Source organism: Allomuricauda sp. CP2A (assembly GCF_001683915.1).
Classification (GTDB): Bacteria; Bacteroidota; Bacteroidia; order Flavobacteriales; family Flavobacteriaceae; genus Flagellimonas.
In genome coordinates this window covers 13748-31977 of the sequence record NZ_LXTT01000079.1, presented here as the reverse complement: position 1 = coordinate 31977, position 18230 = coordinate 13748, and the positions used below count along the sequence as shown (strand labels likewise).

General features: G+C 43.8%; 18 protein-coding genes and 1 riboswitch. Of the genes, 9 read left to right on the top strand and 9 right to left on the bottom strand.

Annotated features, from left to right (window positions below; translation table 11 throughout):
• Positions 1–372: 372 nt before the first annotated feature.
• The 5 genes from A7D14_RS10195 to A7D14_RS10175 form a co-directional block, all read right to left on the bottom strand.
• Positions 373–1188 carry a mechanosensitive ion channel family protein gene (locus A7D14_RS10195; protein WP_067033853.1) on the bottom strand — a complete coding sequence of 272 codons (816 nt, stop codon included), beginning with the start codon at positions 1186–1188 and terminating at the stop codon, positions 373–375.
• A gap of 112 nt (positions 1189–1300) precedes the next feature.
• The gene (locus A7D14_RS10190; protein ID WP_067033850.1) at positions 1301–1840 is read right to left on the bottom strand and encodes a DUF4252 domain-containing protein; all 540 of its coding nucleotides are present in this window, start codon (positions 1838–1840) and stop codon (positions 1301–1303) included.
• A gap of 108 nt (positions 1841–1948) precedes the next feature.
• Positions 1949–2488, bottom strand: coding sequence for a DUF4252 domain-containing protein (locus tag A7D14_RS10185; protein ID WP_067033847.1), 540 nt, complete (start codon positions 2486–2488; stop codon positions 1949–1951).
• Between the two features lie 10 nt (positions 2489–2498).
• Positions 2499–2918, bottom strand: coding sequence for a hypothetical protein (locus A7D14_RS10180; RefSeq protein ID WP_067033845.1), 420 nt, complete (start codon positions 2916–2918; stop codon positions 2499–2501).
• Entirely contained in the window at positions 2905–3414 is a 510-nt protein-coding gene (locus A7D14_RS10175) for an RNA polymerase sigma factor (protein ID WP_067033842.1), read from the bottom strand. Before A7D14_RS10175 ends, A7D14_RS10180 begins: the two co-directional genes overlap by 14 nt.
• A 209-nt stretch (positions 3415–3623) precedes the next feature.
• Between A7D14_RS10175 and A7D14_RS10170 the strand changes: the two genes are divergently transcribed.
• The gene (locus tag A7D14_RS10170; protein ID WP_067033863.1) at positions 3624–5117 is read left to right on the top strand and encodes a S41 family peptidase; all 1494 of its coding nucleotides are present in this window, start codon (positions 3624–3626) and stop codon (positions 5115–5117) included.
• 182 nt (positions 5118–5299) lie between these two features.
• Here A7D14_RS10170 and A7D14_RS10165 read toward each other — a convergent pair whose 3' ends face one another.
• On the bottom strand, positions 5300–7162 hold the full coding sequence (locus A7D14_RS10165; protein WP_067033840.1) for a TonB-dependent receptor plug domain-containing protein: 1863 nt from the start codon (positions 7160–7162) through the stop codon (positions 5300–5302).
• A gap of 68 nt (positions 7163–7230) precedes the next feature.
• Positions 7231–7465: riboswitch (cobalamin riboswitch) on the bottom strand.
• 55 nt (positions 7466–7520) lie between these two features.
• On the opposite strand from A7D14_RS10165, the gene A7D14_RS10160 reads away from it, so the two are divergent.
• From A7D14_RS10160 to A7D14_RS10140, 5 genes are read left to right on the top strand one after another with little or no spacing between them, the layout of a single operon-like run.
• On the top strand, positions 7521–8678 hold the full coding sequence (locus tag A7D14_RS10160) for an ABC transporter substrate-binding protein (protein WP_067033837.1): 1158 nt from the start codon (positions 7521–7523) through the stop codon (positions 8676–8678).
• Positions 8678–9709, top strand: coding sequence for a FecCD family ABC transporter permease (locus A7D14_RS10155; RefSeq protein ID WP_067033835.1), 1032 nt, complete (start codon positions 8678–8680; stop codon positions 9707–9709). Before A7D14_RS10160 ends, A7D14_RS10155 begins: the two co-directional genes overlap by 1 nt.
• Positions 9709–10488, top strand: coding sequence for an ABC transporter ATP-binding protein (locus A7D14_RS10150; protein WP_067033832.1), 780 nt, complete (start codon positions 9709–9711; stop codon positions 10486–10488). The genes A7D14_RS10155 and A7D14_RS10150 overlap by 1 nt, the downstream gene beginning before the upstream one ends.
• Positions 10489–10548: 60 nt before the next feature.
• On the top strand, positions 10549–11874 hold the full coding sequence (rmuC, locus tag A7D14_RS10145) for a DNA recombination protein RmuC (RefSeq protein ID WP_067033830.1): 1326 nt from the start codon (positions 10549–10551) through the stop codon (positions 11872–11874).
• A gap of 3 nt (positions 11875–11877) precedes the next feature.
• A complete protein-coding gene (locus A7D14_RS10140; protein ID WP_067033828.1) occupies positions 11878–12243 on the top strand; it encodes a 6-phosphogluconate dehydrogenase in 366 nt (121 codons plus the stop codon).
• Positions 12244–12293: 50 nt separating this feature from the next.
• Here A7D14_RS10140 and A7D14_RS10135 read toward each other — a convergent pair whose 3' ends face one another.
• Positions 12294–12692, bottom strand: a complete 399-nt coding sequence (locus A7D14_RS10135) for an endonuclease domain-containing protein (RefSeq protein ID WP_067033825.1) — start codon at positions 12690–12692, stop codon at positions 12294–12296.
• 56 nt (positions 12693–12748) lie between these two features.
• On the opposite strand from A7D14_RS10135, the gene A7D14_RS10130 reads away from it, so the two are divergent.
• Entirely contained in the window at positions 12749–13294 is a 546-nt protein-coding gene (locus tag A7D14_RS10130) for an acyl-CoA thioesterase (protein WP_176712401.1), read from the top strand.
• Here the strand turns inward: A7D14_RS10130 and pgl are convergent.
• Positions 13275–14000 (bottom strand): 6-phosphogluconolactonase, encoded by a 726-nt coding sequence (gene pgl / locus A7D14_RS10125; protein WP_067033822.1) that lies wholly within the window; start codon positions 13998–14000, stop codon positions 13275–13277. The two genes, A7D14_RS10130 and pgl, sit on opposite strands and share 20 nt — an antisense overlap.
• A 106-nt stretch (positions 14001–14106) precedes the next feature.
• Positions 14107–15636, bottom strand: coding sequence for a glucose-6-phosphate dehydrogenase (zwf, locus tag A7D14_RS10120; RefSeq protein ID WP_067033818.1), 1530 nt, complete (start codon positions 15634–15636; stop codon positions 14107–14109).
• Positions 15637–15801: 165 nt separating this feature from the next.
• Between zwf and gndA the strand changes: the two genes are divergently transcribed.
• The gene (gndA, locus tag A7D14_RS10115; protein WP_067033815.1) at positions 15802–17211 is read left to right on the top strand and encodes an NADP-dependent phosphogluconate dehydrogenase; all 1410 of its coding nucleotides are present in this window, start codon (positions 15802–15804) and stop codon (positions 17209–17211) included.
• A 37-nt stretch (positions 17212–17248) separates the two neighbouring features.
• Entirely contained in the window at positions 17249–18175 is a 927-nt protein-coding gene (locus tag A7D14_RS10110) for a mechanosensitive ion channel family protein (protein ID WP_067033812.1), read from the top strand.
• Positions 18176–18230 lie beyond the last annotated feature (55 nt).

The window sequence follows — 18230 nt, the reverse complement described above, 5'->3', positions numbered from 1 at the left end:
TTCTTCTACTTCTCCAAATATTGATTTTTCATCTATTATCTCCGTGTACTTATAATTCTTTTTACAACTTGATAATATCAAAATCAGAACTAAAAAATAAATTTTCTTCATAATTCAATTTGTATGAAGCTTGCATGAAAGGTTGTAAGATTTAATTCGTTTGTGATAAATTATATCGTCCGATACCTGTCTGGTGGGAAATTAGCATTTTTCGGCTAAAGAATCCAACTGTTCTTTAAAGTTCCCAGCCTACTCTAGGCAAACCAAGAGGACAGTGGCATGTGTCATTTCGAAATGAAATGCAGAGCATTCATTGAGAAATCAAAGGTTTAGATTCTTCACTTCGTTCAGAATGACATGTGAAACCCGATATTATTTCCCCTTATGGATTTCCACTTGGTGTGGGTATGGAATCTCAATTCCTGCCGCATCCAAGGCCAATTTGCAATTTTCATGGGTGGAAAAATACACATCCCAATAATCCTCAGGCTTGCAAAAGGGTCGTACTGCAAAATTCACGGAACTGTCCGCCAATTCCATCACATTTACCGAAGGGGCTGGGTCTTGCAACACCTTTGGGTTCTCGGTAAGTACCTTTAACAAGACTTCTTTGGTTTTTTTGATGTCCTCACCATAGCCTACCCCAATAACGGTATCCACCCGCATTCGTCCTTCTGCCGTATAATTGATGATATTTCCATTGGCCATGGCCCCGTTGGGCACAATGGCCAGTTTGTTTTGGGGCGTCACCATTTTGGTGGTGAATATTTCAATTTCCTTCACCACCCCCAATACGCCTTGCGCTTCTATTAAATCGCCAATGCGATAGGGTTTAAAGATCATGAGCAAAACCCCACCTGCGAAATTGGAGAGGGAACCCTGTAAAGCCAAGCCCACGGCAAGACCTGCGGCGGCTATCACAGCTGCAAAAGTGGTGACATCCACGCCCAATCTTGAGATAACGATGATGAGGAGGAATATTTTGAGCGCCCAGGAGAACAAATTCAGCAAAAATCGTTGTAGGGACTCATCGTATTTGCTTTTGGACATTACTTTTCTAGTGCCTCCTACAATTCTCTTGATTACCCACATCCCCACAATATAAATAACGAGGGCGGTGATGAGTTTTGGCCCAAATTCCTTGGCCAGGTCTAAACCGTAGTTCATCCATTCTTCTGCTTTTTCCATGATGCTGGTGATTTGTTAGTGTTCTTGTTATGAGACACTAAGATAAAATAAGGTCACAAAAAAAGGGCAACACGTGTTGCCCTTTTCTTCGTTAATTGATTGATGTATGTTTTTACCCTTTCAAAAAATCGCCTATCTCACCCAATCCTTCTCCTTTGTAATCCGATTTTTGAATGGCTTGCATAAGTTGGATAATATGGGCGGGGTTCATGTCCTTGCCCAAAACCCGCACCAAGGCAAAACCTTTGTCGTTGCTGTCGCCATAAATGATGACCTCATCGATGGCATCTTCATCGCCCAAATACTTGATCACGCCTTTGCCATATTTGGAATTGATTTTCATCAACTCCACAAAGTCATCGCCTTTTAAGATTTCCCGAACCTTCTTCCGTTCCACTTCATACTCCGCAGCGTTATCGGAATTCTTTTTAAAGGCCAAGAGGTTGAACTTTCTCAAGGATTCAACCGCTTCTTTTTGGGTCGGGTTCAAATCCACAGCATCCATTTTAAGGATACTTGCCGGAAGGTCTATGGAAATGAAATTGGGGTTCTCGGAATTGTCCACATAGTATTCCTGCAAACTTTGTTGCGAGGAACAGGAAGCCAAAAGTAGGGCTCCCGTTACCAAAATGCTTTTAAAAATATATTTCATCATGTTCTTTTTTTGATTGATCGTTTTGCTAAAATCGGCTGACAGTAATTGGTAGGTGTTTCCTGTGTTTTGTTACACCAAGCCAGTTACTGTCAACTGATACACTTCTTAGTTGCTCTTTCCTGCTTTGTTCAACTCTTCAGGAAGGTTCATCTTCTTGGTCAATGAATTGATCTTATTAAGATCAATGTCCCCGGTAAGGGAGAGCAATACGGTCTCGATTTTTCTTCCATCGGCCTCAATCTCTTTAATATCGGTGACCAACATCAAGAGTTCGCTCACGTGATCGTCATCCCTGCCTTGCTTAATGTAAAACTTTACATTGGCTTCTTTGTCCTTCACACGCATAAGCTCTTCCATTTTTGAAGATCTTAGGTAACTATCCACAGAAGACTTCATGTCGGAACCTATGTTTTCATTATCGGTAGTAAAGACCTTTAGGCTTTGTAGGCTACTGGCAATGTCCATAAAATCCCTGGCTTCGGGGTCATCCACTTCCACATCAATCTTTGCCAATAGGTTGAACATGCTCTTGTTCACCACTACGGAGCTTACGTCGTCCATGTCTTCAAACTTGTCGAACAAAGACTGTGAAAATCCCGATAAGGGCAGAACGGCGATCAAAAAGATTATAATATTCCTTTTCATTTTTTACGATTTAATTGTTGTTGTAAATTTTTTGTTTTGCTTCTTCAAACTCCTTCAAATACGCTACTTTTTCGGTGCCTCTGCCAAAGTTCTCAGCTAAGAGCTCAAAGGCTTTTTTTGTTTCCTGGTAAGCGTATTCTGCTTTCTTTTTTTCTTGGTATTCATTCCCAAAATAGATGCCAAAGGCCAACACAGCAACCGCTGCAACGGAAATCCACTTGTAAAAGTTTACTCTAGGTTTTAATGGAACCTGCTTGGTGTAGCGTTCTTCCTTGGCGTTGGAAAAATAGTTGAACATGGGCCTGTATTGCTCAAGATGTGTGGCCACTTTCTCTTGGGAAAAATAGTCCCGTAACTGTTCCTCCTCGACCACCGTTGTGCTGGCCTCAAAGTATTTTTCCAATAATTTTTCTATGTTATCCAATTCCATAGCTATGTTTTTTTATCAATTCTTGTCGTACTGTTTTTCGTGCTCTGGACAGGGCCACCCGAACTGCGGTGGGTTTCATGTCCAATAATTCGCATATCTCGTCAAATTCGTATTGCTCCACATCGCGCAATTGCAATACCATTTTCTGCTGTTCCGGTAACTCTTCCATGATGCGCTCCATCCAACTTACACTGTCCTCTGCCTCCAATTGGTGTTGTAATGAGGTGCTTTCGTCACTGTAATTGCTGTGCACCAGTTTCAGGTTACCCGCTTGTTTGGATTTTAATCGGTCCAAACAAAAATTCTTGGTCATGGTCATGGCAAAGGCCTCAATATTTTTATACTCGGCCATGGACTCGTTCTTTGACCATAGTTTCAGCAAAATTTCCTGAGTGGCGTCCTCCGCTTCCTCCCGCGACACCAGCAAGCGCTTTGCCAGTCGGTAGAGTTTGTCCTTGAAGGGCATCACCACATTTAAAAATTCAGCTTGCTTCATTGGTTGTTTTCGTTGTTTCGGGTCCCATTTATCGACCTACACTATCACGACGACACATATCGAAATTTGTTACAAAAAATTTGTAATCTGCCATTATGTACCTATTTTGTAGCACAAATTCGTAAGAATTTTTAGAAATCGCCGCCTAAACTTACCAACCTCTTTTATATAATGGAATGAAAATTGAGGAATTCCGTAAAAGCTTGGCTATGAAAAAATATGTTTTTCTGTTCTTGGGGCTGTCATTGCTCGTATCAGCTTGTAGTGATGATGACAACCAGATTAAAAATGGGGAGACCCCCAAACTTCTTCAGGGTTCTGATGCCATCACACAGCATTTTATGTGGCAGGCCATGAACCTTTGGTATTTTTGGCAAGGTGATGTTGATGTCCTTTCCGATACCAGATTTAACTCTGATCAGCAATACACCGAGTTCTTGGAGCAAACTTCCAATCCAGCTGATTTTTATTACGACGTACTTCTCTTTAATGAAGACCGCTTTAGTTTTTTGAACGATGACTATACCGAACTGGTCAATAATCTTTCCGGGGTGTCCCGTAGCAATGGATTGGAGTTTAATTTGATGCAATTTTCCGAAGGTAATGGTGTCTTTGGGTACGTACTTTACATTGTTCCTGACTCCGATGCTTCAACAAAAAATATCCAGCGAGGGGATATTTTTACACGGGTGGACGGCCAACAGCTCACCATTGATAATTACATCAGCCTTTTGTACGGAAGCAATAACACCTACACACTTGGGTTGGCAGACATACAGGGCAATCAAATTGTGGATAATGACACCGAAGTTACTTTGACCAAAATTGAGAACCAAGTGGAGGACCCCATCTTGGTGGCGGAAACCCTTGATGTCAACGGTACCAAAGTTGCCTATTTAATGTACAACCGGTTCCTGAGCAACTTTAATGAACAACTCAATGCTGCTTTTGGCGAATTTGTTGCCGAAGGCGCCACCGAACTTGTCCTGGACATGCGCTACAACCCTGGTGGGTCTGTAAACACCTCCCGCCTATTGGCCAGCATGGTCTATGGCACCAATACCAGCGACCTGTACATTAGGCAGCGCTGGAACGCCAAGGTGCAAAAGCAGTTTAGCGATGAACAATTGGAGGATTATTTTGCCAGTTCCACAGGATCCAGTGCCATTAATTCGCTTAACCTGAGTAGAGTTTTTGTCATAGCCACCAATGATTCGGCCTCTGCCAGTGAGTTGGTCATGAATGGTCTGGCCCCCTATGTTGAAGTGATCCACATTGGGGAAACCACCAGAGGAAAAAATGAGTTTTCCATTACGTTGGTGGATGACCCTGAAAATGGTTTTATTTATAGCAGTAGCAATGAAGACAATATAAACTCCAATAACAGTTGGGGTCTACAGCCTTTGGTGGGCAGAAATGAAAATGCCGATGGGTTTTATGATTACACCGATGGCCTTGTCCCAAACATTCCCCTTTTGGAGGATATAGCCAATCTCGGTGTACTTGGCGACCCCAACGAACCGTTATTGGCCCGCGCCCTTCAGGAGATAACCGGGGTTTCTGCCAAAAAGAGCTTTGCGGCACAAATGCCGGCCAAATCCTTTGCCAGTTCAAGACTTTTGACCCCAGTGCGGGACAATATGTATCTGGACAAGCCTTTGGATATTGATTTTACCCAGATCAACAATCTTATAATTGAATAAAAAAGAAAGTCTAAAAAGCAATAGATTTTGATTTTGTCAGGTTGAACGCAGTCGAGAAATCTTTTAAATTTTCAACTGTTAAATAGGTCTCGACTGCGCCTGTCTGCCGACAAAGGCAGGCTCGACCTGACACTTTGGAGTTAAAACTCTGATTTACTTTTCATTAAAAATCGATCTCAGGTTTATAGATTCAAGTTCATGCCAATCCGGAAATTTCGGCCTCTAGTCGTAAACCCAAGGATTTCGGTGTAATCTTCATTCAAAAGATTGTCCGCACTAAAGAATAAATCGAGCTTATTGGGAATAAGTTCATGCCCAACATACAGATTCACTAACGAAAAAGATTCCAAGGCCACATCCGTGAACGTAGTAAAGTCCGTATCAAATCGCTCCCCGGTATAGGCGTAATTCAAGGTGATGTTGGTCTTTTTGCATGGTTGGTACCCCACATTCAAATTGGCTTTGTGTTTAGGAATACGAATGGCATTGTCGCCCTTTCGTTCTGTAAAGGTATAATTGGCGTCCACTGTAAATTGGTCAAGTGCCTGCCATGAAACCTCAACCTCTACCCCATTGGCATCAATTTCATCTGCCAGATTGATGCTCATAAAATTTTGATCGTACCCAATCGTATTCTTCTCGTTGCGGTCAAAATACAGGGCGCTCACCCTTAATTTTTTATTGATGGCATACTCAACCCCTCCTTCAAAGGTTCTGTTCTCTTCCGGTTCCAAATCCGGATTACCGCCAAAAGCGCCGAACAATTGTGTCAGGTTGGGTGTGATATAAGAAGTGGCATAGGAGCCCAACAGCTTCACATAGCCTTCGGAAGTGGAAAAAACATAGGAAGGGTTCACATTGTACACCAAATGGTTTCCATATTCCGAATGGGTGTTCAGCCGTCCGCCAACATTCAGGTTCAATCCAAAATCGGATACATACACCACATTGGCATAAGGGTCCACAATGGTAAATTCGGCCTCATCCGAAAAAACCGCTTCGTCCTTGCTGTAATTTACCCCAAAAATGGTGTGCCAACTATCCGCAAAAACATATTTGTTGTACAAATCCACAACCCAATTATTGCCTTCCGTGGTACTTTCACCAAAGGTGTCCATGGAATTGGTCTCATAATCCGTATACGCTGCATTCAATTGAACGGAGCCCTTGCCGTAGGCAAAAGATGAGGACACCCCCACTCTCTCTTGGTCACTTTTGCCCAGATTTGGAGCTTCGGCCATTGAAGCATCGTACTCATTGCTGTATTTGGTCTGGTTGCCATACACAGAAACTTCAAAATCCTTTGAAAATTGATAGCCCACCCGTGCATTGGTACTGAAATGGGAAAAAACATCCTCCTCATTTTCTGGTGTCACCGCTGCGGAGAGTCCACTTCTATACCGATTGGAAAAATCCACAGCATAGCTGAATTTGTCCAACGTACCATTAATGGAAGCCGAATTGGCAAAACTTCCCAAATTGTAGTTTTGGTCCTCTGCCGTTTGACTGGTTCCCACACTGGTTTGGAAATTCCCGGCAATGGCCCTTTCTGAACTCTTTTTGGTGGTGATGTTGATCACAGCCGTAGCTGCATTGGTTCCATAAAGTGTACTTGCGGCTCCTTTGATAATTTCAATGGAGGCAATGGTCGCTGGTGATAATAACCGAAGATCATATTCCGGAGAAAATGATGAGGGATTTGAAACCCGCACCCCATCAATGACCACCAAGACCTGTTTCCCACGGCCACCTCGGGCAAAAACACCCAAAACGTCACCGTCCCGGCCTCGACTTCCGGTAATCTCAATACCGCTTTTGGTATTGATGACCTCCGCCACGGTTCGGCCTTGGTTTCGCTCCAATTCCTGGGCGGTGATCTTAATGACCGTTTTCCCGGAATTTTCACGTTTCAATTCAAATTTGGAATCACTCACCACCACTTCTTGCAATGCTTGCAGTGGAATGGAATCTTTCTGTTGCTGCTGCGCAGAAAGTCCCTTGCCCGCCAAAATAGCGGCGCATACCCATAAATAACTTTTTTTCATTTCGTTTACGAGAATAAACGGGAGAATAGTATGATGCACATACGTAAACTTTTATCCCGAAAGTTTAACATTGTTTGTTTGAATTTGGCAGGTCTCCTGACTTGCGTCTTGCCAACGACCTTCCCACCCATTGGGCAGTGGTTTTGAAGTTATGGCAAGCACCTCCTACGTACTGATGCTCAAAAACATCAGTGCCGATTCGGCACAGCTTACAGTTGCGGGAACAGCTCCGGATTTACACCGGATTCCCTTTTAATCATGCGAAACAACAGCCTCACATGAACCAAAATTCAGCACGAAAGTAATCAATCTGTTTAATCTTTTCTCGCAAAAGTTAAATAATCTTACTTTTGGGTCTATGATAAAAAATCAGTTCCGAAATCTCCTGCTAGTTGGGTTCGTATTCGTCTTTCTCATCAGTTGTGGGGAGAAAAAAAAATCGTTTCCCCTTGAACAAAACAATACTGCATCGGGAATTGATTATGCCGCTGGTTTTTCAATCAATACAAACAATGATTTTACGGAAATTAAGGTCAAATCGGCATGGCCCGGGGCAAAAAGGATGTTTACCTACGCACTTGTTCCAAGGGAAAAACTGGCTTCCATCACACTCCCGAGTGATGCGTATGATGCCATAATTGCCACCCCGGTTGAGCGAATGGTGGTGACCTCCACAACCCATATCCCTTCCTTGGAAACGTTGGGGGTTTTGGACAGGGTGGTTGGATTTCCCAATACCGACCTAATTTCGTCAACAGAGGCCCGAAAATTGGTTAATAATGGCCAAATCCGCGAATTGGGCACCAATGAAAACATCAATACAGAAATGGTTTTGGAACTGAATCCTGAAGTTGTGATGGGTTTTGGGATAAACGATACCAACAAAGCGTACAAAACCATTGAGAAATCCGGCATTGCCGTAGTCTACAACGGCGATTGGGTAGAACAGACGCCTTTGGGCAAAGCGGAATGGATAAAATTCTTTGCCCCTTTCTTTCAGAAAGAAAAGCAAGCCGATAGTATTTTTTCCGAAATTGAAATGGCATACCAAGAAGCCAAGATATTGGCAAAAAAAGCAGAGAAAAAACCAACCGTATTGACGGGCGGATTGTACAAAGACGTTTGGTATGTTGCGGGGGGCAAAAGCTGGTTGGCGCAATTTTTAGCCGATGCCAATGCGGATTACATTTGGGCCGCTTCCGAAAACACGGGAAGTATCGGGCTGAGTTTGGAAGCTGTTCTTGAAAGGGGACAACAGGCCGATTTTTGGTTGAACCCCTCTTCCCATACTACGTATGAAGAGGTGGAACAAGCAAACGTCCACTATCAACAATTCAAGGCTTTTTCCAACAGAAAAATATATTCAAATGCTGTGGAAAAGGGTGCCAAAGGTGGACTGATTTTTTACGAATTGGCCCCTCAACGCCCTGATTTGGTCCTGAAAGACCTCATCCACATTCTGCACCCCGATTTGTTGCCCGATTACGAACCGTATTTCTTCAAACCCCTGCGCTGATGCACACACCAAAATCATATCGGTTTTCCTTTGTGTTGATCATGGTGGCATTGCTGCTCGCATGGCTTTTGAATATAAGTTCGGGTTCGGTTTCCATTCCTTTTGGTGCTACGTTATCCTCTTTGTGGGGCAAACCCGTGGAAGTTGCTTCTTGGCAGTATATTATTTATGATTATCGTATTCCCAAGGCGTTTACCGCCATTCTGGTGGGTGGCGGGCTGTCCTTGAGCGGATTAATGATGCAGACCCTCTTCCGAAATCCCTTGGCGGGACCATTTGTGCTCGGTATCAGTTCGGGTGCCAGTTTAGGGGCCGCATTGCTGCTCATGGGGGCTTCATTGGCCACTGGATTGACATCTATCGCCTTTTTAAGCGACATTTCACTGGCCATTGCAGCAAGTATCGGAAGTTTTTTGGTGTTGTTGGTGGTCATGCTGGTGGCGCAGCGTATTAAAGATACCATGGCACTATTGATCATTGGGCTGATGTTTGGTAGCATCACTTCGGCCTTGGTGAGCGTATTGGCCTATTTTTCGAGTGCCGAAAGCCTTCAACGGTTTATTTTTTGGTCTTTCGGAAGTGTGGGCGACCTGTCTTCCGAACAAGTCTTGCTATTGGGTGGCATTGTTGCTTTGGGAACCCTGCTCGGTATTCTGTCCATCAAAGCGCTGAATGCTTTTTTATTGGGCGAAAATTATGCCTTGAGTCTTGGGGTTTCCCTTAAAAAGTCAAGATTACTGATTATCATTGCCACAGGCCTGTTGGCGGGTGGTGTGACCGCTTTTGCGGGGCCCATCGCTTTTGTGGGGTTGGCCGTACCCCACCTCACCCGACAGATTTTCGACACCATGGAACACCGCATCCTTATTCCAGCAGTATTTCTCTACGGTGCCATTCTCATGCTATTGTGCGATACGCTGGCCCAACTGCCCAATACCGCCAATGTATTGCCGATTAATGCCATAACTTCGCTTGTGGGAGCTCCTGTGGTGATTTGGCTCTTGGTCCGGAAACGAAAAATGATGTTCTAATGTCGCAACAAAATAATTCCATAGTCAAAATAAAAGAGTTGGCCGTTGGATATGGCTCCAAAACCGTGGCCCAAAACATCAATTTTGAGTTGGAACATGGCGTTCTGTGTGGTATTGTGGGCGTAAATGGTATTGGAAAGTCCACTTTATTGCGAACCCTGGCCGGGTTTCAGCCCAAATTAAGTGGGATTATAGAAGTGAAAAACAAGAGCTTGGACAAACATTCACCCAGTGAACTTGCCCAAAATCTCAGCGTGGTGTTGACGGAACAGCCCGCTTCCAAAAATTTGACCGTTCAAGAATTGATTGCCTTGGGACGGCAACCCTATACCAATTGGATTGGAACTTTGACCTCAGCAGACAAGGAACACATCCAAAAGAGTCTGGATGCCTTTTTATTGCAGGAACTTCGCTTTAATAAATGTCATGAGCTGAGTGACGGACAGTTGCAACGAGTACTGATTGCCCGTGCCATGGCGCAGGACACGCCTTTAATTTTATTGGATGAACCCACCACACATTTGGACCTTTATCATAAAGTGCAGATTTTGAAATTACTCCAACAACTGGCCCATCAAAATCAAAAAACCATCCTTTTTACCACCCATGAAATCGATTTGGCCATTCAACTGTGCAACAAAATCCTGATTTTGGATGGCGACAACAATCCTTTCGGTGACCCCTGCGAATTGATTGAGCAAAAGCATTTTGAACGATTGTTTCCTTCGGAAATGGTTCAGTTTGATGCCAAGACAGGTTCATTTAAAGTGAATAAGTAAGTTCATTTTCCCTTCCTTGCATCGACTGGAATCCGTTATCTTTATCCTGCAAAAATTAGTATGAGTACAGAATTGATTTACATTATTGTTGGAATTGTGGCCTTGGCCACTGGTCTGTTTGTGGGTATGTATATTCAAAAACTAAAGACCAAGTCCAATGAAAGTGTTTGGAACGATCGGGAGGAACAAGCCAATGAACTGATCTCTTCACTGAAAACGGAGCTCAAAGAAATACAAGAGCGTAAATCTGAGCTTGAGATTGCATTGGCCAGGGAAGAGTCCAAATCAGAAAATTTGGGTGAAAAACTTGTCGAGCAAAAACAGGAAGTGGAAAAACTACAGGAAAAATTCACCAAGGAATTTGAGAACCTGGCCAATAAAATTCTTGAGGAGAAAAGTGAAAAATTCACAAAGAGCAACAAGGAGAATATCGAAAACATACTTACACCGCTCAACAAAAAGATAAAGGAGTTTGAAGAAAAAGTAGAGAAATCCCAAAAGGAAAACATCAGCATCCACTCAGCTCTAAAAGAACAGTTGCTCCACCTCCGAGATCAAAATCTTAAAATCACCCAAGAAGCAGAGAATCTAACCAAGGCGTTGAAGGGTGACAGCAAAATGCAGGGGAATTGGGGGGAATTGGTCTTGGAGCGTGTGTTGGAAAAATCTGGTCTAGAGAAGGATAGGGAATACAGCGTGCAACAGAGCTTTAAACGGGAAGATGGCGGGCGTGTGATGCCCGATGTGATCATTCACCTTCCAGACGGCAAAAAAATGGTGGTGGATTCCAAAGTTTCCTTAACCGATTATGAACGCTATACCAATGCCGATGATGACGACAAGCCCAAGTTTTTGAAGGATCACATCAATTCCCTTAGAAGGCACGTAGATCAGTTGTCCGCAAAAAAGTATGAGGACCTTTACGAAATGGAAAGTCCGGATTTTGTACTCATGTTTGTTCCCATTGAACCTGCTTTTGCCATCGCCATAAATGAAGATGTTTCATTGTACAACAAGGCCTTTGAGCAGAATATTGTTATTGTCACCCCATCAACACTGCTTGCCACACTTCGTACCATCGATTCCATGTGGAGCAATGAAAAACAGCAACGGAATGCCATGGAAATTGCTCGCCAAGCTGGAGCACTTTATGATAAATTTGTTGGTTTCATGGGTGATTTGACCCAAGTGGGAAAAAAGATGGACGATGCCAAAGGAGAGTATAAAAGTGCCATGAACAAATTATTTGATGGGCGAGGCAATATTGTGACCAGTATAGAAAAATTGAGAACCATGGGGGCCAAAGCTAAAAAGGCTCTTCCAGAACCCATATTAAAACGTGCGCAAGAAGACGATTTTGAAGAAGACCCAAAACTTGAACTGTAAACCGTGAAAAAAATCCTATTTATCGCCATTTCTGTCATTCTGCTCGGGGTGGTGGGCTATTTTGCCTTTATCTACTATGTGCCCTACAGCGAAGGCTATCGTTCCGGGGAGCTTATGAAGTTCAGTCGGAAAGGGGTCTTGGTGAAAACCTGGGAAGGCCAAATCAGTCAAGGGCTTTCCGGCACCAATGTATTTTCCTTTTCTGTGGAGGACAAAGAGGAAGATATCATTGAAAAGATGAAAGAATATCAAGGACATTATATAAAAGTGACGTACATGGAACGGTATGCCACCTTTTTCTGGTTGGGCGATACCAAGTATTTCATCACCGAAGTGCAAGAAGAAAAATCACCCCTTTTTAGAAATTAAGTGACACACCCCTTAATCCCCTCTTTTTAGAGGGGAAACTGACTTCCCTCCTAATAAGGAGGGACAGAGGGAGGTGTAAACCCATCCGCTTCAAAACGTAAAATATAATCGGCTATGGCACGCAGTACATTTTCCATATCATTCAATACCTGATGGTCAGAAAACCGAAGCACATGGATACCCAACTCATTTAACCTTCGGGTCTTCTTTACATCCTTCTCCCAAACTTCTAGAATTTCGTGTGAATATCCATCCACTTCTATCGCAAGCCTAAGCTTGTTGCAAAAAAAGTCCACAATATATTCGTCAATCGGCTTTTGCCTGTGAAAATCATACCCGAACATTTGATCTCTTTTTAGCTTTTGCCACAAAAACACCTCTGATTTGGTGGCATTCCTCCTCAATTGTCTTGCAAGTTCTTTTAGCTTTGGGTTATATTTGATGATCATTTTGCACGTCCGTTGTTCCTTTTTTGGAAGGGATTTTACAAAAACTCCAACAAATTATGAAAAAATTCAAGTCGTCCCGGGAAAGTAGGGTCGCCATAACCGAACTGATGCTTCCTTCCCATTCCAACTTTGGGGGCAAGGTGCATGGTGGGCATATTCTTAACCTTATGGACCAAATTGCCTTTGCCTGTGCTTCCAAACACTCGCAGAGTTACTGCGTTACCGCATCGGTGAACCGTGTTGATTTTTTAAATCCCATTGAAGTTGGGGAACTGGTCACCCTCAAGGCCTCTATCAATTATACCGGAAAAACTTCCATGGTGGTCGGGGTTCGGGTGGAGTCTGAAAATGTGACCACAGGCGAGGTCAAACATTGCAACTCTTCCTATTTCACCATGGTGTCAAAAAGCAAGGATGGTAAAAACAAAACAGTTCCGGGACTGATTCTAAAGACCAAACAGGATATCCGTCGATTTGCCCGAAGTAAGGAACGGAAGCAATCTGCTTTTCATCGCGACAGCAAATACGAATCCAACAACTTTAAAGTGAACGAGTTTTTGGAGTTCTTGGAAGGCGAGAATGCTAAGATGGATTTGGATTGAGCTCAGCAGCAGCATCCTCATCCAAGAACCAAACCAAATTCCCTGATTTTGGGTCGACCAAAGAAGCTGGATAGGCTTCTGAACCTTTGGTTTTTTCAGTAACGGCCTTAACTTTTTCTGCTTTTGAGGCACCTGTGACCAAAAAGGCCACTTCCTTTGCTGCATTGATGACCTTGCCATTGATGGACACCCGTTTTTGACCTGATTCTGGATGCGTGGCCACCACACAATGGTCCTCAGCATCCCAAAGCTCAATTTCATGGGGAAAGATAGATGCCGTATGTCCATCATCACCCATGCCCAAGATGATCAAATCGAATTGTGGAATATCTTCTACCCTGTCCAAATTGATTTCCAACAGGTTGGCATAGCGCATGGCCTCCGTTTCTGGGTCCTTTTCACCCAAAATGCGATGGATATTTTCTTGGGGCACCTCAATTTTGGAGAACAAGTGCTCCACGGTCATTTTATAATTGCTTTCATCATCCGTGGGGGGTACGCAACGCTCATCGCCCCAATAGAAATGGACTTTGTTCCAATCCACCTTATCCGAAAAGTTCTCGGCCAGCACATCAAACACAATTTTAGGGGTGCTTCCTCCGGAAAGGGCCACATGAAAAGTATCACCAGCCCCCACTTTTTCCACAAAATAGGTTGAAAATTGCTCGGCTACTTTTTGTTTGTCCTTATATATTTTTAAATCCATCTATATCCAATTTTATTTGTTCTCGACTACATATGGTTCTCGACTTTTCCTTCGACTGCGCTCAGGATGACACCTCGAACTGACTATTGTTTATTGATAATTGCAATTAGCAGATCACACAATACCCCGGATCATCGGCCAAGTTCTCACCTGGATTGCGCCAAATGCCTTTGCCGTCAATCAAATCATCCGCATTTTCTGGTCCCCAAACGCCTGCAGCATAGCCATACATGCGTACATCTTTTCCACTTTTCCAATAGTTGAGGATAGGGTCCACAAATTCCCAAGCCGCCTCCACCTCGTCCGCACGGGCATAGAGTGTGGCATCCCCTTGCATGGCATCCAACAACAGTCGTTCATACGCCTCCATGACATAGGTTTTGGCCAAACTGGAATAGTAGAAATCCAAATTGGCCCGCTCTACCTTAAAGCCCTGTCCCGGCACTTTTACGCCAAATTTGATCAAAATGCCCTCATCTGGCTGAATACGGATGACCAGTTTATTGTCTCGGTGCATTCCCGATTCCTGAAAAATTTGATGGTGGGGTTCCTTAAAGTGGATCACAATTTCCGTGACCTTGGTGGGCATACGCTTGGCGGTACGCACATAAAACGGTGTCCCGTGCCAACGCCAATTGTCCACATAGAATTTTATGGCCGCATAGGTTTCCGTAGTGGAATTGAGGTCAACCCCATCCTCTTCACGATAGCCCTTCACCTTCTTCCCGTTGATTTCCGAGGACACATATTGGGCCCGTATGGTATTCTCGAACAAGGTTTTCTCATCCTTCATTATCCGAAGGGATTTTAAGGCCTTTACCTTTTCATTCCTGATTTCTTCCGGCTGGTCACCAATGGGCGGTTCCATCACCACCAAGGAAACGATCTGCAACAAATGGTTTTGGAACATATCGCGCAGTGCCCCCGATTTATCATAATACCCTCCTCGTTTTTCAACCCCAACGCTTTCCGCATTGGTGATTTCCACGTGATGGATATAGTTCCGGTTCCAAAGCGGTTCAAAAATGCTGTTGGAAAAACGGGTCACCAACAAGTTCTGAACGGTTTCCTTTCCCAAATAATGGTCAATTCTATAAATCTGGTGTTCCTCAAAAAATCGGTGTAGTCCCTTGTTCAGCTTTTGGGCCGTTTCCAAACTATACCCAAAGGGTTTTTCCACGATCAACCGTTTCCAACCATGGTTTTGGGTATTCATACCTGCTTTGGCCAAGTTTTCAGCCACGGTTTCATACAACGTAGGAGGGGTGGAAAGGTAATAGATAATATTCCCAGAGGTATCGTGTTTCTCCTTTAGTGCCTCTACCCGCTTGCGCAAATTCCCGTAATCCGTATCGTAATCCTTGCCCAAATCCTCATAATAGAGCATATTGGCAAAACTGTTGGCTTTTTCAATCCCAGCATCTTTGATTTTATCCTTCAGATAAGGGCTTTTATGGACCACACTATCACGAAAGTCTTTGTCGCTCAAATTACTACGGCTGGCTCCCAAAACCACAAAATTTTCGGGAAGATGTCCCGCCAAAAAGAGATTAAAGAGGCCCGGAATCAGTTTTCGTGCTGTTAAATCGCCCGATGCCCCAAAAATTACGAGCATCTGGTTGTCTGTCTTTTTCATAACTATTTATGGTGTTTGCTGCTTGAGTCTATAAAACCACCCTTTCATTTCTTGATGGGACCATTATTATTTGAGCGTAACGAATATAAGGTTTATTTTAGGTTCAGATTTCAATTAATGGCCTCCTTAGCGTTGTCTTAACGTAAGAGGTTAAAAATAAATAACATGACAAAGAAGTATGATTTTGGGCTGGTTGGCCTTGGCGTAATGGGACGCAATTTTATATTGAATGTGGCCGATAATGGCTTTACCGCCTACGGAAATGATTTGGATGATGAAAAAGTGAACGCCTTGATTTCCGAAGGTGGCAACACCGAAAAAGTGAATGCCTCCACGGATGTAAAAACTTTTGTGGATGCGCTGGCCCTACCCCGAAAAATTATGCTCTTGGTCCCTGCGGGAAAGGTGGTGGATAGTGTCATTGACGGATTGCTGCCCCATTTGGATGAAGGCGATATCATTATTGATGGTGGAAATTCCTTTTTTACCGATACAGACCGACGCGAAGCTTATTTGAAAGAGAAAGGCATCAACTTCTTCGGAGCCGGGGTTTCCGGAGGTGCCAAAGGTGCCCGATTGGGGCCCAGCATCATGCCCGGGGGGTCCCGTGAGGCCTATCAGCATGTAAAACCCATTTTTGAGGCGGTGTCCGCCAAATACAAAGGAGAGCCCTGCGTGGCCTATTTGGGTCCAAAATCAGCCGGAAACTATGTGAAAATGGTGCACAACGGCATTGAATATGGGTTGATGCAGTTGACTTCGGAAATCTATGACCTCTTGAAAAAAGCAGGGGGGCTTTCCAATGAAGAACTCCATAAAACCTATGCGCAATGGAACGAAGGCCGATTGCAGTCGTTTTTGGTGGAAATCACCTCAGAAATCTTTGAGCGCCACGATGATTTGGGTGACGGTCATCTGGTGGACAAGATTTTGGACAAGGCCAAGCAAAAAGGAACCGGGAAATGGACCTCGCAAAATGCCATGGACTTGGGCATTCCCGTTCCCACAATCGATGTGGCGGTGAGCATGCGTGAAATTTCTGCCTTGAAAGCAGAACGCATTAAAGCGGATGAACTCTATGACCGCCCCACTCCCAAAACTGTGGATAAAACGGATTTTATCAGCAAAGCGGAGCAGGCCCTTTATTTTGCCTTTATCATCACCTACGCGCAAGGGATGCACCAACTGGCCGATGCCTCCAAAGAGTATGGATATGAACTGGAACTGGGCGAGATTGCCAAAATCTGGCGTGCGGGCTGCATTATCCGTGCGGCCTTGTTGGCGGATATTACCGAAGCCTATCGAAGTAATGAAAACTTGGAGAACCTGTTGCTTTCTCCCTCCTTTGTGGAAAAAGTGCAGGAAACGGTGGCCGCGGCCCGGGAATTGGTTGCTTATGGAGCCGCCAATGGTATTCCCTTGCCCGGACTCTCCAATGCCCTCACCTATTTTGATGCGTATACCAGCAGTCGATTGCCGTTGAACCTGATACAGGCCCAACGCGACTATTTTGGATCACATACCTATGAACGTGTGGATCGGGAAGGGATTTTCCATACGGAGTGGGAAGGGTAGCAACTCTTTGGAGATATTTATGAGCAAATAAACCTAAATGGATTTCACATCAGATATACAACAATGGTTAGTTGACCACCCGGTGGCAACCAATATCATTAAGTATTTGGTTTGGGTCATTTTGGTCTTCCTTCTCATAAAATGGACGAGGGGATTGCTCAAGAAAAACCTTCCTGACAATTCCTTAAAGTACAAAGCCCAGAAAGCCGTTGAGGTTATCGGCTATATCCTTGTGGCTCTAATCACGGTCTCTTATTTCACAGGAAGTATAAATGATTTTGGGCTTGCCATTGGTCTGCTCACGGCTGGTATCACCATAACCCTGCAAGAATTGATATTGAGCATTGCCGGTTCCTTCTACATATTTTTTGTAAGGGTCTACAAACCTGGGGATAGAATTGAATTGAATGGAATTAAAGGGGATGTTGTCGATATCGATAGCATTTACACTACAATGATGGAAATCGGGGAATGGGTATCAAGCGATAATTACAGTGGCCGTATTGTGAAAATAAGTAATGCTTTTGTATTTAAAGGACCGGTTTATAACTACTCGCTGGACTTTCCATTTGTTTGGGACGAATTTGATCTTCCCATTCGATATGGTTCCGATATGGATTTGGCCAAGCAAATAGTGATTTCCGTAGCGCAAGAAAAATTGTCGGAGTATGTGAAAGATTCCATTGCAGGCTGGAAAGATGTCGTGAACAAATATTACATTGAAGATGCTCAGGTAGACCCTACTTTGGCCATCACCATGACCGATAATTGGATTCAATTCAATTTGCGATACATTGTGGACTATAAAAAACGTAGAATGACCAAACATCTTCTCAATGAGGAGATTGGGAAGAGGATTCTGGAAACCAACGGCAAAGTGATTCTGGCCTCCTCCACTTTTGAGATTGTTAGAATACCCACGCTGGATTTGAATGAGAAAAAAACACCAAAAAATAATCAGTAACCTTATATAAAATCAAGCTTGCCAAGCTATTGGCACTTGTTTAAAATAGTAACCA

What these genes read in the sequence shown, in the direction of transcription:
- A7D14_RS10110 (WP_067033812.1), top strand. Translation starts at nt 17,249, where the DNA reads ATGGATTTCACATCAGATATACAACAATGGTTAGTTGACCACCCGGTG.
- A7D14_RS10195 (WP_067033853.1), bottom strand. Translation starts at nt 1,188, where the DNA reads ATGGAAAAAGCAGAAGAATGGATGAACTACGGTTTAGACCTGGCCAAG.
- rmuC (WP_067033830.1), top strand. Translation starts at nt 10,549, where the DNA reads ATGAGTACAGAATTGATTTACATTATTGTTGGAATTGTGGCCTTGGCC.
- A7D14_RS10175 (WP_067033842.1), bottom strand. Translation starts at nt 3,414, where the DNA reads ATGAAGCAAGCTGAATTTTTAAATGTGGTGATGCCCTTCAAGGACAAA.
- A7D14_RS10185 (WP_067033847.1), bottom strand. Translation starts at nt 2,488, where the DNA reads ATGAAAAGGAATATTATAATCTTTTTGATCGCCGTTCTGCCCTTATCG.
- pgl (WP_067033822.1), bottom strand. Translation starts at nt 14,000, where the DNA reads ATGGATTTAAAAATATATAAGGACAAACAAAAAGTAGCCGAGCAATTT.
- A7D14_RS10160 (WP_067033837.1), top strand. Translation starts at nt 7,521, where the DNA reads ATGATAAAAAATCAGTTCCGAAATCTCCTGCTAGTTGGGTTCGTATTC.
- A7D14_RS10165 (WP_067033840.1), bottom strand. Translation starts at nt 7,162, where the DNA reads ATGAAAAAAAGTTATTTATGGGTATGCGCCGCTATTTTGGCGGGCAAG.
- gndA (WP_067033815.1), top strand. Translation starts at nt 15,802, where the DNA reads ATGACAAAGAAGTATGATTTTGGGCTGGTTGGCCTTGGCGTAATGGGA.
- A7D14_RS10150 (WP_067033832.1), top strand. Translation starts at nt 9,709, where the DNA reads ATGTCGCAACAAAATAATTCCATAGTCAAAATAAAAGAGTTGGCCGTT.
- A7D14_RS10135 (WP_067033825.1), bottom strand. Translation starts at nt 12,692, where the DNA reads ATGATCATCAAATATAACCCAAAGCTAAAAGAACTTGCAAGACAATTG.
- A7D14_RS10180 (WP_067033845.1), bottom strand. Translation starts at nt 2,918, where the DNA reads ATGGAATTGGATAACATAGAAAAATTATTGGAAAAATACTTTGAGGCC.
- A7D14_RS10190 (WP_067033850.1), bottom strand. Translation starts at nt 1,840, where the DNA reads ATGAAATATATTTTTAAAAGCATTTTGGTAACGGGAGCCCTACTTTTG.
- A7D14_RS10170 (WP_067033863.1), top strand. Translation starts at nt 3,624, where the DNA reads ATGAAAAAATATGTTTTTCTGTTCTTGGGGCTGTCATTGCTCGTATCA.
- zwf (WP_067033818.1), bottom strand. Translation starts at nt 15,636, where the DNA reads ATGAAAAAGACAGACAACCAGATGCTCGTAATTTTTGGGGCATCGGGC.
- A7D14_RS10155 (WP_067033835.1), top strand. Translation starts at nt 8,678, where the DNA reads ATGCACACACCAAAATCATATCGGTTTTCCTTTGTGTTGATCATGGTG.
- A7D14_RS10130 (WP_176712401.1), top strand. Translation starts at nt 12,749, where the DNA reads ATGAAAAAATTCAAGTCGTCCCGGGAAAGTAGGGTCGCCATAACCGAA.